The 12,666-nt window shown below is 70.8% G+C and carries 15 protein-coding genes; 7 read left to right on the forward strand and 8 right to left on the reverse strand.

What is annotated here, in order from left to right; translation table 11 throughout:
- Positions 1-3 precede the first annotated feature (3 nt).
- Positions 4-1,743: an alpha/beta hydrolase gene (locus HNR67_RS20250; protein ID WP_185003808.1), complete on the reverse strand. Its 1,740-nt coding sequence runs from the start codon at positions 1,741-1,743 to the stop codon at positions 4-6.
- Positions 1,740-2,192 (reverse strand): hypothetical protein, encoded by a 453-nt coding sequence (locus tag HNR67_RS20255; protein ID WP_185003809.1) that lies wholly within the window; start codon positions 2,190-2,192, stop codon positions 1,740-1,742. Before HNR67_RS20255 ends, HNR67_RS20250 begins: the two co-directional genes overlap by 4 nt.
- A 453-nt stretch (positions 2,193-2,645) precedes the next feature.
- On the opposite strand from HNR67_RS20255, the gene HNR67_RS20260 reads away from it, so the two are divergent.
- Positions 2,646-3,092, forward strand: a complete 447-nt coding sequence (locus tag HNR67_RS20260; RefSeq protein ID WP_185003810.1) for a hypothetical protein — start codon at positions 2,646-2,648, stop codon at positions 3,090-3,092.
- A 17-nt stretch (positions 3,093-3,109) separates the two neighbouring features.
- On the opposite strand, the gene HNR67_RS20265 is transcribed toward HNR67_RS20260, so the two are convergent.
- The 5 genes from HNR67_RS20265 to HNR67_RS20285 form a co-directional block, all read right to left on the reverse strand.
- Positions 3,110-3,736, reverse strand: coding sequence for a hypothetical protein (locus HNR67_RS20265; RefSeq protein WP_185003811.1), 627 nt, complete (start codon positions 3,734-3,736; stop codon positions 3,110-3,112).
- Between the two features lie 24 nt (positions 3,737-3,760).
- Entirely contained in the window at positions 3,761-4,483 is a 723-nt protein-coding gene (locus tag HNR67_RS20270) for a hypothetical protein (RefSeq protein WP_185003812.1), read from the reverse strand.
- A 15-nt stretch (positions 4,484-4,498) separates the two neighbouring features.
- Entirely contained in the window at positions 4,499-4,840 is a 342-nt protein-coding gene (locus tag HNR67_RS20275) for a hypothetical protein (protein ID WP_185003813.1), read from the reverse strand.
- 2 nt (positions 4,841-4,842) lie between these two features.
- Complete coding sequence (locus HNR67_RS20280; RefSeq protein ID WP_185003814.1) at positions 4,843-5,565, reverse strand: hypothetical protein; 723 nt, start codon at positions 5,563-5,565, stop codon at positions 4,843-4,845.
- 75 nt (positions 5,566-5,640) lie between these two features.
- A complete protein-coding gene (locus tag HNR67_RS20285) occupies positions 5,641-6,528 on the reverse strand; it encodes an AraC family transcriptional regulator (RefSeq protein WP_185003815.1) in 888 nt (295 codons plus the stop codon).
- 99 nt (positions 6,529-6,627) lie between these two features.
- On the opposite strand from HNR67_RS20285, the gene HNR67_RS20290 reads away from it, so the two are divergent.
- The 6 genes from HNR67_RS20290 (at position 6,628) to HNR67_RS20315 (ending at position 12,163) form a co-directional block, all read left to right on the forward strand.
- Entirely contained in the window at positions 6,628-7,803 is a 1,176-nt protein-coding gene (locus HNR67_RS20290) for a DUF1015 family protein (protein WP_185003816.1), read from the forward strand.
- A 54-nt stretch (positions 7,804-7,857) separates the two neighbouring features.
- Positions 7,858-8,127: a YbaB/EbfC family nucleoid-associated protein gene (locus HNR67_RS20295; RefSeq protein ID WP_185003817.1), complete on the forward strand. Its 270-nt coding sequence runs from the start codon at positions 7,858-7,860 to the stop codon at positions 8,125-8,127.
- A gap of 4 nt (positions 8,128-8,131) precedes the next feature.
- Complete coding sequence (locus HNR67_RS20300) at positions 8,132-8,437, forward strand: YbaB/EbfC family nucleoid-associated protein (RefSeq protein WP_312987683.1); 306 nt, start codon at positions 8,132-8,134, stop codon at positions 8,435-8,437.
- Positions 8,434-8,763, forward strand: a complete 330-nt coding sequence (locus tag HNR67_RS20305) for a hypothetical protein (RefSeq protein WP_185003818.1) — start codon at positions 8,434-8,436, stop codon at positions 8,761-8,763. The genes HNR67_RS20300 and HNR67_RS20305 overlap by 4 nt, the downstream gene beginning before the upstream one ends.
- Positions 8,750-9,898 carry a WXG100-like domain-containing protein gene (locus HNR67_RS20310; protein WP_185003819.1) on the forward strand — a complete coding sequence of 383 codons (1,149 nt, stop codon included), beginning with the start codon at positions 8,750-8,752 and terminating at the stop codon, positions 9,896-9,898. Before HNR67_RS20305 ends, HNR67_RS20310 begins: the two co-directional genes overlap by 14 nt.
- A gap of 153 nt (positions 9,899-10,051) precedes the next feature.
- Positions 10,052-12,163 (forward strand): putative bifunctional diguanylate cyclase/phosphodiesterase, encoded by a 2,112-nt coding sequence (locus tag HNR67_RS20315; protein WP_185003820.1) that lies wholly within the window; start codon positions 10,052-10,054, stop codon positions 12,161-12,163.
- On the opposite strand, the gene HNR67_RS20320 is transcribed toward HNR67_RS20315, so the two are convergent.
- Positions 12,141-12,647: a DUF5666 domain-containing protein gene (locus HNR67_RS20320; RefSeq protein WP_185003821.1), complete on the reverse strand. Its 507-nt coding sequence runs from the start codon at positions 12,645-12,647 to the stop codon at positions 12,141-12,143. The two genes, HNR67_RS20315 and HNR67_RS20320, sit on opposite strands and share 23 nt — an antisense overlap.
- Positions 12,648-12,666: the final 19 nt, after the last annotated feature.

Genomic DNA, 12,666 nt, shown 5'->3' on the forward strand with positions numbered 1-12,666 from the left:
GACTCAGTCGGAGAAGGTCAGGTCCGCCACCGCGATCGCGCCCTTGGGCGTCTTGTTGAACGCCAGGTACACACTGTCCACACGGGACAGATCAACCCCGGTGAACGCGCTCAGCGGCACCCGCACCTGGTGGAACAGGAAGTGCGGGATGACATCCGCGCTGCCCGGCGGCACGTGCGGGTAGTCCAGGTGCTTGCCGAACTGCGACACCGGAACCGTGGCCTTGCCGCCCGCCCGGTCGGTCACCACGACCTGGAGGTCCTGGGCGACGCCAGCCGGGTTGGCCGGGTCGGTGAAGTCCACCGCGGCCCGGAACCGCACCGCCGCGAACTTGCGGATGTCCTGGTGCGCCAACGGGATCGTGTTGCTCAGGGTGTCCGAGATGTGACCCCACACCAGCCGTTGCGCGGCCACACCCAGGGTGCCGTACCCGCGATGCGGCTCACGTTGCCTGCTGGACTGCTTGGTGTTGAGACAGGAAGCGTCCGCTGTGGACGGTGTGCCACCGCACAGCTTCGTGGTCAGCGTGCCGCCCAGCGTCACCTGCCCGCCGAGCTGGTTCACCTGGTGCGAATCCGCGGCGGCGAACCGGTTCACGTCCAGCCGCCGGTTGTTCACACTCGGCGAGTGGTAGCTCACCAGCACCGTCGCCGCGATCGAGGCGGGAGTGCCGATCTCGCCGCGCCACAGCGGCGCGAACGCGGTCTCGCCACCGAGGTAGTGCCGGAAGAAGCTGCCGAGGTAGCCGTTGCCCGCGTCCCGCTGCTTCTCCTCCGAGAGCCGGGTGGACTGCGAGGGGTGGCACTGCGAGGAGGTGTTGGAGGAACGCCAGTCGTCCCAGGCCCCGGCCAGCCCGCTGCTCGGCGTCCAGTTGGTGTTGAAGTAGTTGTGGTTGGCGCCGATCACGGTGAAGATCGAGTGCACCCCGATGTCATTGGCATCGGTGTAGCGGGCGTCGTCGTAGTAGTGCACGCCCTGCAGGTCGGACAGGTCGCCGTCACAGGTCGGGATCAGCGTGCCCACCGGCAGGTTCAGCGGGATCCGCCGGTGGAAGTCGGTCGGGGCCAGCGGCAGGATCGCCTTGATCGCGTACGGCGTCGGCCGCTGCGAGTTCAGTTCCACCGCGCGCACGATGCCCTCACCGCCGCGCGAGTGCCCCATCAACCCGACCTTGCCGAAGTCGAAGGAGCGCACCGACTCCTGGGAGATCGGCGCACCGGCCTGCTCCCGCCAGTCCCGCCACAGGTCCAGGTGCTTGAGGGTCAGGTGCCCCCGCGCGACCATGCCGTACTGCGCGTCGGAGTTGTCCACCGCGTTGATCCCGTTGGCGCTGATGGAGATCACCGCGTAGCCGTGGCTGGCCAGCGAGCGGGCCGCGTAGGCGTAGCCGAGGTGGCTGGGGATCGGCAGCCTGCCGTCCGTGCACGGCCAGGCCAGCGAGGGGTTGCCGCCGGTGGGCGCGGACATGCAGGTCGAGTGCCGTCCGTGCAGGAACACCACCAACGGATAGGGACCCTTGGTGGCGTCCTTCGGGTAGTAGACCTGCCCGGCCAGTTCCACCGGTTTGGCGAACCCGGGCGGGGTGTAGGCGGTGTCGCCCAGGTTGTAGGGCGCCTCGCTCACCTCGTGCGAGCCGTTCACCAGTGGATCCGGCACCTCGGCCGGCGCGGCCTGGGCGGTGCCGGTGACCAGCATCGTGGCGGCCAGCGGGGCGAGCAGGGCCGCGGCGAGCAGACGCCTCATCGCGGGCCTCCCAGGGTCAGCGTGCCGACGGTGACCGGCGCTTCGTGGCCGTACTGGTAGGACACCGTGGCGCCCTGGGTGAGCTGGACATCGGCGGGCAGCGCGACCTTGGCCGCGTCCAGGTTCTCCGCCAGCAGACCGCGGCCGAGCGGCTTGCCGTCCAGCAGCACCAGGTAGTCCAGCGCGCCGACCTGGAAGGATCCGGACACGGTCAGTCGCCGCACCGGCTTGGCCCGCTCGCTCACCGCGACCTCGTCGACGAGGAGGCCCTTGCCGTGCGCCAGCACCTTGCCGGCGGGCGCGGTCTGCACCGAGGCCGCGACCGGGGCTTCCGGAGCGGGCGGCAACGGGTCGCCCGCTCCGGCGCCCGGTGCCACCGGCGCGTGCGGGACGGGCTGGGCCGCCCCGGTCTCATCCGCGGACGGTGACTGTGCGTACAACGTGGTCACCGTCACAATCGAGGCGGCGAATGCCGCCAACACCGCCACCCGGGTGAACCAGGTGGTTCGAGTTCTTCTGGGCAAAAGAGGTCTCCCGCCGGTACTGGGACGCTTATCCGGTGGCTCAGGGGAGCCGGGATCTCACGGACCGTACGAAACGGGCAAACTCCCTGGTAGGGGCCGATTTGCTGGAGTCGACCCGACCGAAGGCGGTTCTTGTTCGAGATTTCAGTTCGACTTGACATGTGAACCGCGAAAGCGACCACCACGTTGGTAGAGTGCGCACCTACTTTCCGTGATTTCAATTTTCTCCGGCCCGGGGTGCTTCCGTTCCAGCGAGTTTGGCTCCACCGTTGTCATATGCGGGGAGGTAACTCTGGGGTCAGCACGCTTGTCCGGCCCCCGTGGCCGGCGGGTCCGGGCTGGATACCCGTCTGGCCGGCGTACGCGGCCGCGATCTGGGTGGTCACCTATGTGGTGTGGGTGTTCCTGGACATCGCCGGTCATGTGCTCAGCGGCGACTACATCGCCGAACCCATGCTGGCCGCGGTGCTGGCCGACTCGGTGCTGCGCGCGATCTCCGGCATCCTGATCCTGGCCACCGTCCGGTCCTGGCGCTACACCATGCCGGACGGGCTGATGTTGCTGCTGGCCTGGGCCGCGGCCGGGGGCAGCCTGGCCTTCCCGCTGTACAAGACCGCCCGGTTCGCGCTGGCCGCCAACCACCTGGCCGAGCCGTGGCCCGCGCCCTACTTCACCGTGGCCCTGCTGGGGCTCTCCGCTGGCGCCGCGCTATTCGTGACCGCCGCGGTCTCGTTTCTCAATCGCAGCAACGCGCCGCGCCGGTGGGCGATCCTGGGACTGTTCCTCGGATTCTTCGTCATGTATCTGCCGGTGTCGCATTGGTGACATCGAATTAGGTTGCCCTAACGCGGCTGCACGGCGGAGTGGAGCTGCTTGGCCAGGTCGGCCGCCCGCCCCCGGCACTGCTCGCCACGCACCGGATCGTTCTTGCCGGAGACGTGGAAAACGCTCAGCACCGCGTTCTCGTCCAGGATCTCCAGCCGGCAGCCGATCTTGCTGCTGTCGGGATCCAGCCAGCGGGCCGCCGCCCCGATAGCCAGACCGCTCGCCTGCTCATCGCGCGGCGTGGCGTTGCGGTCGAAGTCGTCCTTGGCGCGCTTGCTCCCTGGCTGGGGCCCGGTGGCGTTCTCCGAGGACTCCCAGACCCGGATGTTGAGGTCCACCCAGGACTGGTCGCCGTTCGCGCCACGGAAGGTGCAGCTGCGATCGGGCGAGTTGCCCCCGGTCGAGTTCTCCTCGCGGGTACCGCGCGGCAGTCCGCGCACCGCCTCCTGGATCGCCACGCAGCCGGGCAGCCGCGCGAAGGTGTACTTCAGCGCGGCCGGGACCGGGGTGGCCGACGTGCTGACCGGGCCTGCCGTGGGCGTCGGCGTGCCGGTGGGGCTGACGCAGCCGCTGAGCAGCGCCGTCGCCGCGGCCACCAGGCCGAGGACCGGCCGGGGCCAGGCGCGGTGGGAGTTGTGGCCCATGGCTCCTTCTCGGGTGGGTGCGGGTCAGCCCTCGATGGCCTGCGGCCAGGCCTTGCCGGGCAGCGCGGTGTCGGTCATCAGGCTCATGATGTCCCTGACCTTGGCCATCGCCGCGACGAACCGCTCGACGATGCCCACCATGTTGTTCAGCACGCCGGTGACGAGCTGGCCGATCGCGCCCGCGAGCTTGTCCACGGCGAACGGGATCTCGACCACCGTGGCCGCCTCGATCGCGACCGCGACCAGCTCACCAAGGAAGTTGGTGGCGATCTCGGCGAGTTTGGTCATGTACTGGACGTTGTGCGTGGCGATCTCCATCAGCCACTTGCTGACGCTGTCGGACTTGGCCGAGTAGGCCTTGATCGCCTCGTTCTGCGCCGTGACCTTGTCCTGGTACTTCGCCGCCGCCTTGCCCTCCCAGTGGTAGGCCAGGTCGGTCTTCTGGTGGGCGAGCCCGTTCACCGGACCCTGGACCTTCTCCACCCAGTTGAAGGACTGGACGATCAGCGACACCACGGGAGTGTGGTGCGCGAGCGCGGTCCGCACCAGCTGGCGCACCTTGGCCAGGTGTTCCCGGATCTCGTCCATCGCGGGCTTGATGAGCAGCATCGCCGGACCGAGCAGGAACCGCCAGTCGTTGATGTTGTCGACCGCCTCGTTGTACTTCTTGCTGCAGTCGTTCACCTTGGTCTCAAGGCCGTGGAAGTGATTGTTGAACTCGTTGACCATGTCGGTGGAAACGGACATGTTGATCACCACACCCTAGGCCTTGTAGAACTTGCCGATGTCGATCTCGTTGACGCTCTCGGTGCGGTCGTACTCGTCGGCGATCCGCCGCAGTGCGACATCGATCTGGTTGAACTCGGTGACCGCGCCCTGGAGCACCTGCTCCATGAAGTCGCGGAACTCCGCGTACTGCCTGGCCTGGATCTGGGCGTTGGCGATCCCGGGGAAGATGGCGAGGTCGCCGACGAAGAACGAGGTCCAGCCCAGGTAGGTCTCCTTGACGGCTTGCACGATCGGCTGGGTCTTGTCCGCCTTCTGCTGCCAGAGCTTGGCCTCTGTCCGCAGGGATTCGGTGACCACCTTGTAGTTGTCGGTCATCCTCAGTCCTCGTCCTTCAACACGTTGAACTCCGAGAAGTACTCGTCATCGGCCTGGCCGGAGCTGCCGCGCGGCTTCCGCTCCGGGGTCGGCCGGGCCTCGCCCGCCACGCCGAGGCCCGCCCGCACGAACAGCTGCCGCGCGTCCTCGCCCAGCACCTCCTCGGAGGAGTTGTCCAGGGCGTGCGGGTCGCCGTTGAGCGCCAGTGGGCCGCCGCCGCGCATGCGCAGCGTGAGGTAGCCCAGCGGGCTGCGGACGTCGTGGACCTCCGCAGGCGGGGCCTGCTGTCGGCGCCGGATCTCGTCGTACCGCTCGTTGATGGCGTCGAGCCGGGCCCGGGTCCTGGACAGGAACTCCTCCACGGACAGCTCGGCCGGGTCCAGGAGGTCGGGATCCGGGGCCGGGGCAGGTGGCGGGGTCTTCGGACGGTGGGCCAGCTCCACGGCGAGCGCCCGCTGGAGCGCGGTCACATAGGTGTTGTAGAGCGCGGCGGGGAAGGCCTCCGGGCGGATGTGCTCGGTCCACCTAGGCCGGATCCGGACGTTGGTGACCTTCGCGGACTTGTCGACCGTGACGATGACGAACCCGCTCGGGTCGCGGGCCTCGTAGGTCTCCGCCGGCTGCAGCTCCACACCACCCGGGTGGGTGAGTTCGGCGAGCCGGGCCCGCGTCCGCGGATCATCGGGCACGTTCAGGGTGGCCAGCTCGACCTCGTCAAGCGCCATGACACCACCCACCGGACTCCTGGCTGCGCATCGGCCGACCCTAGCCGGACCGGGCGGAAGTCGCCGGATGTGGCGCTAACGCAGCAGCCCGGCCCGGAAGGTCGAGGGGGACTGGCCGGTCTCGCGCTGGAAGAACTTGCCGAAGTTGGTCGGCTCGCTGAACCCGAGCCTGCGGCTGATGTTGGCCACCGGCAGGTTGGTGTAGGCGAGCAGACGTTTGGCCTCCAGGGCCACCCTGGCGTCGATCAGCTGTTTGGCGGCCTGGCCGGTGGCCGAGCGGCAGGCCCTGGTGAGGGTCTTGCTGGAGCAGCCGAGCCGGTCCGCGTAGTCCTCGACCTGCCTGGTCTGGGCGAAGAAGCGTTCGAGTTCGCGCTGGAACTGGGCGAAGGTGGGATTGTTCCCGTTCCGCTCGGTCTCACTCGGCCGGGGCAGCTGGGCGATCCGCAGCAGCAGGGTGGCCAGCAGGTGCCGGAGCAGTTCGGTCCACGCGGTGTAGTCGCCGGTGTCGGTGCGCTGGTAGTCCGCGGCCAGCAGTTCCAGGTTCGCGGTGATCGCGGCCAGCTCGGCCCCGCGCAGCTGCCAGCGCACCGGGCCGCCGCGCCGGGTCAGCAGGTAGTCCGCGGCGCGCAGCCGGGGCGGGAAGGCCGGGGCGAAGAACACCAGCGCGGCCTGCAGCCCGGTGTCCGCGGTGAACTGCTGCACCTGGCCCGGCCGCACCCACAGCAGCGTGCCGGGGCGGCACTCGTGCGGCACGAAGTCCACCGTGTGCGTGCCGGAACCCGCGGTGACCAGGGCGATCAGGTGGAAGTCGATCCGCTGCGGGGCGTGCAGCGCGGCCTCGCCGTCGGCGCCGGCGCGCAGTTCGGCGAGGGTGCCGCTGGCCATGCCGAGTCCGGGGAGCTGCGGGTTCTCCGCCGCGCTGGCTCCCCGTCCTGGCCGGTGCTGTCCGAAAACAACCCCCATACCCAGCTAGATTACCTTCCCCGGTAACGACTGTGACAGTTGCGACACCGCTACCTGGGTCTGATTGACCATTTTTTCACCGGGTGGGACGGTGGCGGGATGCTGCGAGCACTGGAAACGGCGTGGGTGGTGCGGGAGGCCGTGCCGGGACCCGACGTGGACGAGTTCACCGATCCGCGCCAGGTCAGGGCCGCGCTGTCGGCCCAGTCCGCCGGCCGGGTGACCCTGCTCGCCGTGCAGCATCCGCACCGCACCCCGGACTCCCTCGCGCACCGCCGCGGCCTGAGCCAGTTGCTCCCGGACGCCCGGGACCGCCTGCGCCGCCTGCAACGCGAGTCCTACCGCCGGGTCGCCGACGTGGTCGCGCCCTACCAGGTGGACGGTCCCGACGGCAGCACCCTCGGCCTGCTCTGCCTGGCCGACCCGGCCGCGGTGGACCCGGCACACGGCCGCTCGGTCCGGCGCACCGAGGAGGTCTACCCGGACATCGTGGCCGAACGCGCCGCGGTGCTGGCCGAACTCGGCTGCCTCACCAGCTCCGCGCTGCTCGTCCCGGTCTCCGGCGGCGCGGAACTCACCACCTCGCTGCGCGCCACCGTCGCCGGGCTCGGCGCACCCGCGGTGTCCATTGTGGACGTACTCGGCAACCGGCATCGCCTGTGGCTGATGGGCCCCGGCCCCCAGCGCGACGAGCTACTCGCCCTGGCCGGGCGGCATCCGCTGCTGGTGGCCGACGGCAACCACCGGGTCGCCGCCGCCGAGACCGCCGGGCTGGGTGGCCTGCTCGCCCTGATCACCGCCGGACCACTGCTGCGGGTCGGCCCGATCCACCGCGTCCTCGCCGGTACTGGGCTCACCCTCGCCCAGGTCGCCGACGCCTGGCGGGCGTACGGACTCACCGTGCACGAGGCCGAGCCGGGCGACGAACCCCGTCAGGGCAGTGTGCTGGCCCGCGCCGAGGGTTGCGCGGTGCGGGTCGAGCTGCCGCCGCCCGCGGCCGGGGAACCGTTGCCGCGCATCGATCACAGCGCGGTGGAGGAGACCCTGATCGCCGCCGCGCTCGGCCTGGACCCGGCCGGGCCGAGGGTGCTGGCCGTGCCCGGCGGCCGCCGTCCCGCGCCGCGCGAGGCAGGCGATATCGAGCTGCTGATCGCGCCGGTGCCCCTCGACGATGTCCTCGCCGTGCACGCGGACGGCCGCCGGATGCCGCGCAAGAGCACCTACTTCACCCCCAAACCACGCAGCGGCCTGCTGCTGGCGGAGCTGAACGGCTGACCGCTTCCTGTCACCCCGCCCCGCACCAGGACGGGGAGTTCCACGCTGGTCGCCATGACCACCACCGAGTCGCCGGACGGCCTGGTCGAAGTCACCGTCGGTCCGTGCGGCGATCTGCACGAGCTGTGGCTGGACCCACGCCACCAGCGCACCAAGGACGCCGCCGCGCTGGCCGCCACCATCCTGGCCACCGCGCGCGCCGCGACCGCCGCGGCCCGCCGGGCGGCCACCGGACCGGTGCCCCCGGACGCCGATCCGGCGCTGGCGGACCCGCTGTTCGGACCGGTGCTGCGCGAACTCGACCGCCGACTGGGCGCGGGGTGAGGACGTGGCCCACCCCTTCCCGGTCATCGGCGCCGGCCCGGACCTTCGCGAGTGGCGGCGGATGCTGCTCGCCCTGCGCGAGCTGAGCGACACCGTCACAGCAGCGGCCGACTCCGCCGACGGCCTGATCACCGCCACCGTCAGCGCCCGCGGTGAACTCCTGGACCTGTGGCTGGACCAGCGGATCTACCGGCGCTCCGACTCCGCCCGGCTGGCCGCGGACATCACCGGCACGGTCCGGGAGGCCGCCTGCCAGGCGCGCGCCAGGGTCGCCGCCGAACTCGACGAGATGCTCAGGAGGACGTGGTGAGCGAAGCGCACCTGAACATGCTGCTGACCGACGTGATGACCCGGCTCACCGAGGTGGGCCGGGAATTCGCCGACGGGTGGGGAAAACAGCAGGGGAACATCGACTCGCACGAATCGGGGATCGGCGGTGACCGGCTCGCGGCCGCGTTCCTGCCGAACTACCGGGAGGCCGGGGAACCACTGCGGCAGTCGGCTGCGGTGATGTCGTCGATCTGCGCCGCGTGCGCCGGCACCGGAACGCGGTCGGCGCAGGACTACGCGGGAGCGGACCAGGACGCCGCCCGCCGGTTCGCCCAGGCTGGGGGAGGCCGGGATGGCGATCGCTGAACCGGCCGACACCCACGGACTGTGGTCGCGGGTCAAGGCGCACACCGGATGGCCGGACACCGACGAGGTCGCGATGGGCAGGCTCGCGCAGGAGTGGGCGGGCGCGGGCACCGGCATGGACAAGACCGTCACCGGGTTCCGGACCACGGGAGCGGACGTGCACTCGGTCTGGCCGGACCAGGCGGGTCAGCAGTTCGGCACCAAGCTGGGACAGACGCGGCGACTCGAGGAGGTCAGCGCCGGGATGGGTGAGCTGTCCGGCAAGACCGCGCACTTCGCCGAGGCCGTCGGCCGGACCAAGACCGACATCGCCGCGACGATCGAGGCGAACATCCCGCTCTACGGCAGTCTCGCGCAGCTGCCCGGCTGGCTCGGCGTGCCGTTGCGGCAGTTCTTCGTCAGCACCCTGGCCACCACGATCAACAGCCACCAGGACGCGATGGCGAGCACCATCGCGTCGAACGCGCTCACCCCCATCCAGCCGCTGGACGAGCGCAGGCCGCTGGATGAGGTTCTCCGCGACTACCAGGTCCTCGACGATCCGAACCCCAAGGTGAAGTGGCCGGGCTTCCCGCTGAGCCTGCACGTCGAGCCGCGGGACCTGCTGCCCAGCGAGGTGGCGGTGCTCGAACGGCTCACCCTCGCCGACCAGATCCGCGCGGGCGCGATCACCCTGGAGGTGGAGAAGCGATCGGAGAAGGAGTTCACCGATCCGACCGGCCTGGGCGACGGGCACCGGGACGCGTTCCGGCACGTCTACCTCAACGCCAGGCTGGCCAGGGAGATCGGCGACGAGTGGACCAGGGACCTCGGCATCGCGCACGAACGCGGACCCGGCACCCCGGCCACCCGGGAGGCGATGGACCTGCACAACAACGATGTCGGCCGGACCATCGGGCTCCGGCACCCGGACGCCCCGGTCGACCAGCTCGCCGGGTACGTGCGCGAGGCGGTGCGGACCGGCTCCTACACCGACGCGGCCGGGGTCACCCACGCCGCGCCGATCGTGGTGCACGACGGGGCAGGGAATCTGGCCTACAGCGACACCGTCCGCGACGGAGAGCACCGCCTGGCCGACCCGAACCGGGTGCTGCCAGGCCGAGAACCAGGTCAGGTGGGGCGGCCAGGCGGCTGAACCGGCCAGACTCGATGGAGGGACGGCGGGTGCTGGCGTGTCGTGATCGTGCGCGAACGCGATATGCTACGGGCGGTAATTGCCTGGCTCTGGTGAGTATTGCCATTGTCGACACAGCCGGGCCTCTGGTGCACGCTGCCAGGAGAGGTGGGATTGAGCGCCACGGGTCGCACCGAGCTGGCCCGGCAGTGGGCTGCGGCGGTCGGCACGGCCGCCTATGTCCCGCTGTCAAGGGAACAACTCGAGCTGCAGCTGCTCGACCTGGTCGACGAACTGCTCGACCTGGTCCTCGCCGACCCGTTCGACGCCCGTCCGGCCGGCCGCGCGGGCGCCCAGCTCGTCGTTGGCAACATCACCAGCAGGCTGGCCTTACGCCGCAGCATCGAGATCCTCGGCGCGGGGTGCCGCCGCGAGCTGAGCGAGCACCGGGACGCGCCGGATGAGGAGCGGGTCACCGCGTTGCTCGCCGAGTTCGCCGCCGGGTACACCGAAGGGGTCCGGCAGTTGACCTTCAACCAGCAGGAGGAGCTGAAAAAGGCCCTGCTGCACGCCAAACGCGACGCCGAACGGGAGCTGCGGGTCAGCGAGAGCCGGTTCCGCGAGCTGTTCACCGCCTCCGCGATGGGCATCGCGATCAGCGATCTGGACGGCAACTTCATCGAGGTCAACCAGGCCTTCACCGAGATCCTCGGCTACACCGGCGGCGAACTGGGCTTCCTGACCGTGCCCGACCTGTTCGCGCCGGAGGAGACCGCCGATCTCGCGGTGCTCTACCGGCACCTGGTGGACGAGCCGGTGGACCGGTTCCGCTGCCGCACCCGGCTGGTCAGCAAGGAGGCGGACAGCGTGTTCGCCTACCTGGCCGTCTCCCTGCTGCACGACGCCGACGGCAGGCCCAACGGGCACGTCACCATGGTCGAGGACCTGACCAACCTGCACCTGCTGCAGGGCCGGTTCAGCCACCAGACCCTGCACGACCAGCTCACCGGCCTGCCCAACCGGCAGTACCTGCACTCGCGGCTGCAGAGCGTGCTCGGCCGGGTCGAGGAGGGGCAGATCATCACCCTCTGCCACCTGGACCTGGACAGCTTCACCGTGATCAACGACGGGCTGGGCCACCACATCGGCGACGAGCTGCTCAAGACCACCGCGCAGCGGCTGCGGGCCGCGGTGACCGGGTACAACGCCATGGTCGCCCGGTTCGGCAGCGACGAGTTCGCCATCCTGATCGAGGATTCGCCGACCCCGCCGGACGTGGCCGCGCTGGCCGCCCGGATCAACGAGGAACTGGCCGAACCCACCTACCTGGACGGTTACGGGGTGGCGGTCTCGGCCAGCATCGGCATCGTGCAGCGCCCGGCCAAGGGCATGGTGGCCGCCGAGCTGCTGCGCCAGGCCGACCTGACGTTGCACCGGGTCAAGGCCAGCGGGAAGGCGCAGTGGGGCCTGTTCGACCCGGCGCGGGAGGCCCGCGACCGGGCCCGGTTCAAGCTGGCCGCGTCCATGCCGGGCGCGGTGGAGAACGGCGAGTTCAGCCTGCGCTACGAGCCGATCCGCTGGCTCGGCGGCGGGGAGCTGATCGCCACCGAGGTGCTGGTGGAGTGGGCGCATCCGGAGTTGGGACCGCTGCCGCACGACCGCTGCGTCGAGCTGGCCGAGAGCACCGGGCTGATCCTGGCGCTGGGCCGCTGGGTGCTCAAGCGGGCCTGCCGGGACGCCGCGGAATGGCGGCCGAGCGAGGGCGAGCCGCCGATCGTGCTGGCCACCCTGACCCCGTACCAGTCCCAGGACCCGGACCTGGTGGACACCGTGCGCAAGGCACTGGCCGAGGCCGGACTGCCACCGCAGCGGCTGCGGTTGCGGCTGCCGCTGCGCACGGTGGCCAGGGAGGACAGCGACGCCGCCGACAACCTGCGGGTGCTCACCGACATGGGCGTGGTGGTCGGGCTGGACGAGTTCGGCCGCGATGTCACCGATTTCGTCCGGCTGCCCGACCTGCCCATCTACGCCGCGCGCTTCGACCGGGCGCTGGTGGACCGCCTCGGTGAGGACCCCGATCCGGGTTCGCCGGTGGCCCGCGCGGTGGCCACGCTGACCGAACTGGCGCACCAGGTCGGGTTCAAGGTGATCGCCTCCGGGGTGGACAGCCGGGCCAAACTGGACTGGCTGACCGCGATCGGGGTGGACGCCGGTCAGGGCAGGCAACTCGGGCTGCCCCGCCCGGCCGAGGCGTTCAGCGGGGTCAGCGCGGGGGCTGCTCTGTGACCTGACGGGCGGTCACCGACCCGTCCGCGGCCCGCTCACCGGTCACCGTCACCGAGTCGCCGGGGGCCAGATCGCTGACCTTGCCGGGCTGGGTGAGGTGCACGGTGGTGTCCGTGCCGAGCTTGACCTTGACCTCGGTTCCGTTGGCGCCCTTGAGGTAGAGCGTGTCGCCCTCGATCCGGTCCACGGTGCCGACCGCGCCACCGCGGGCGCCGCCGGGGCCCTGACCGCCGGGTGCCTGGGGTGCGCCGCTGGGCCGGACACCGCCCGCACCGCCGCGCTGACCGGGCGCGGCGCTGGCCGAGTCGGAACCGAAGGCGGTGGCGGCCCACAGGCCACCGGCGAAGGCGACCGCGGTCAGCGCGGCGGCGGCCAGTCCGATGGTCAGCTTCGACGGGCCCTTGCCCGCCTCGGTGAGCTGCTCGCCGAGATCCTTGTCGTCCACGGGGGTGGCCAGCACCTGTTCGGGGTCGGGGGTGCTCATGGGGAAAATCTCCTTGGGG

Origin of the sequence: Crossiella cryophila, assembly GCF_014204915.1 — a bacterium.
Classification (GTDB): Bacteria; Actinomycetota; Actinomycetes; order Mycobacteriales; family Pseudonocardiaceae; genus Crossiella; species Crossiella cryophila.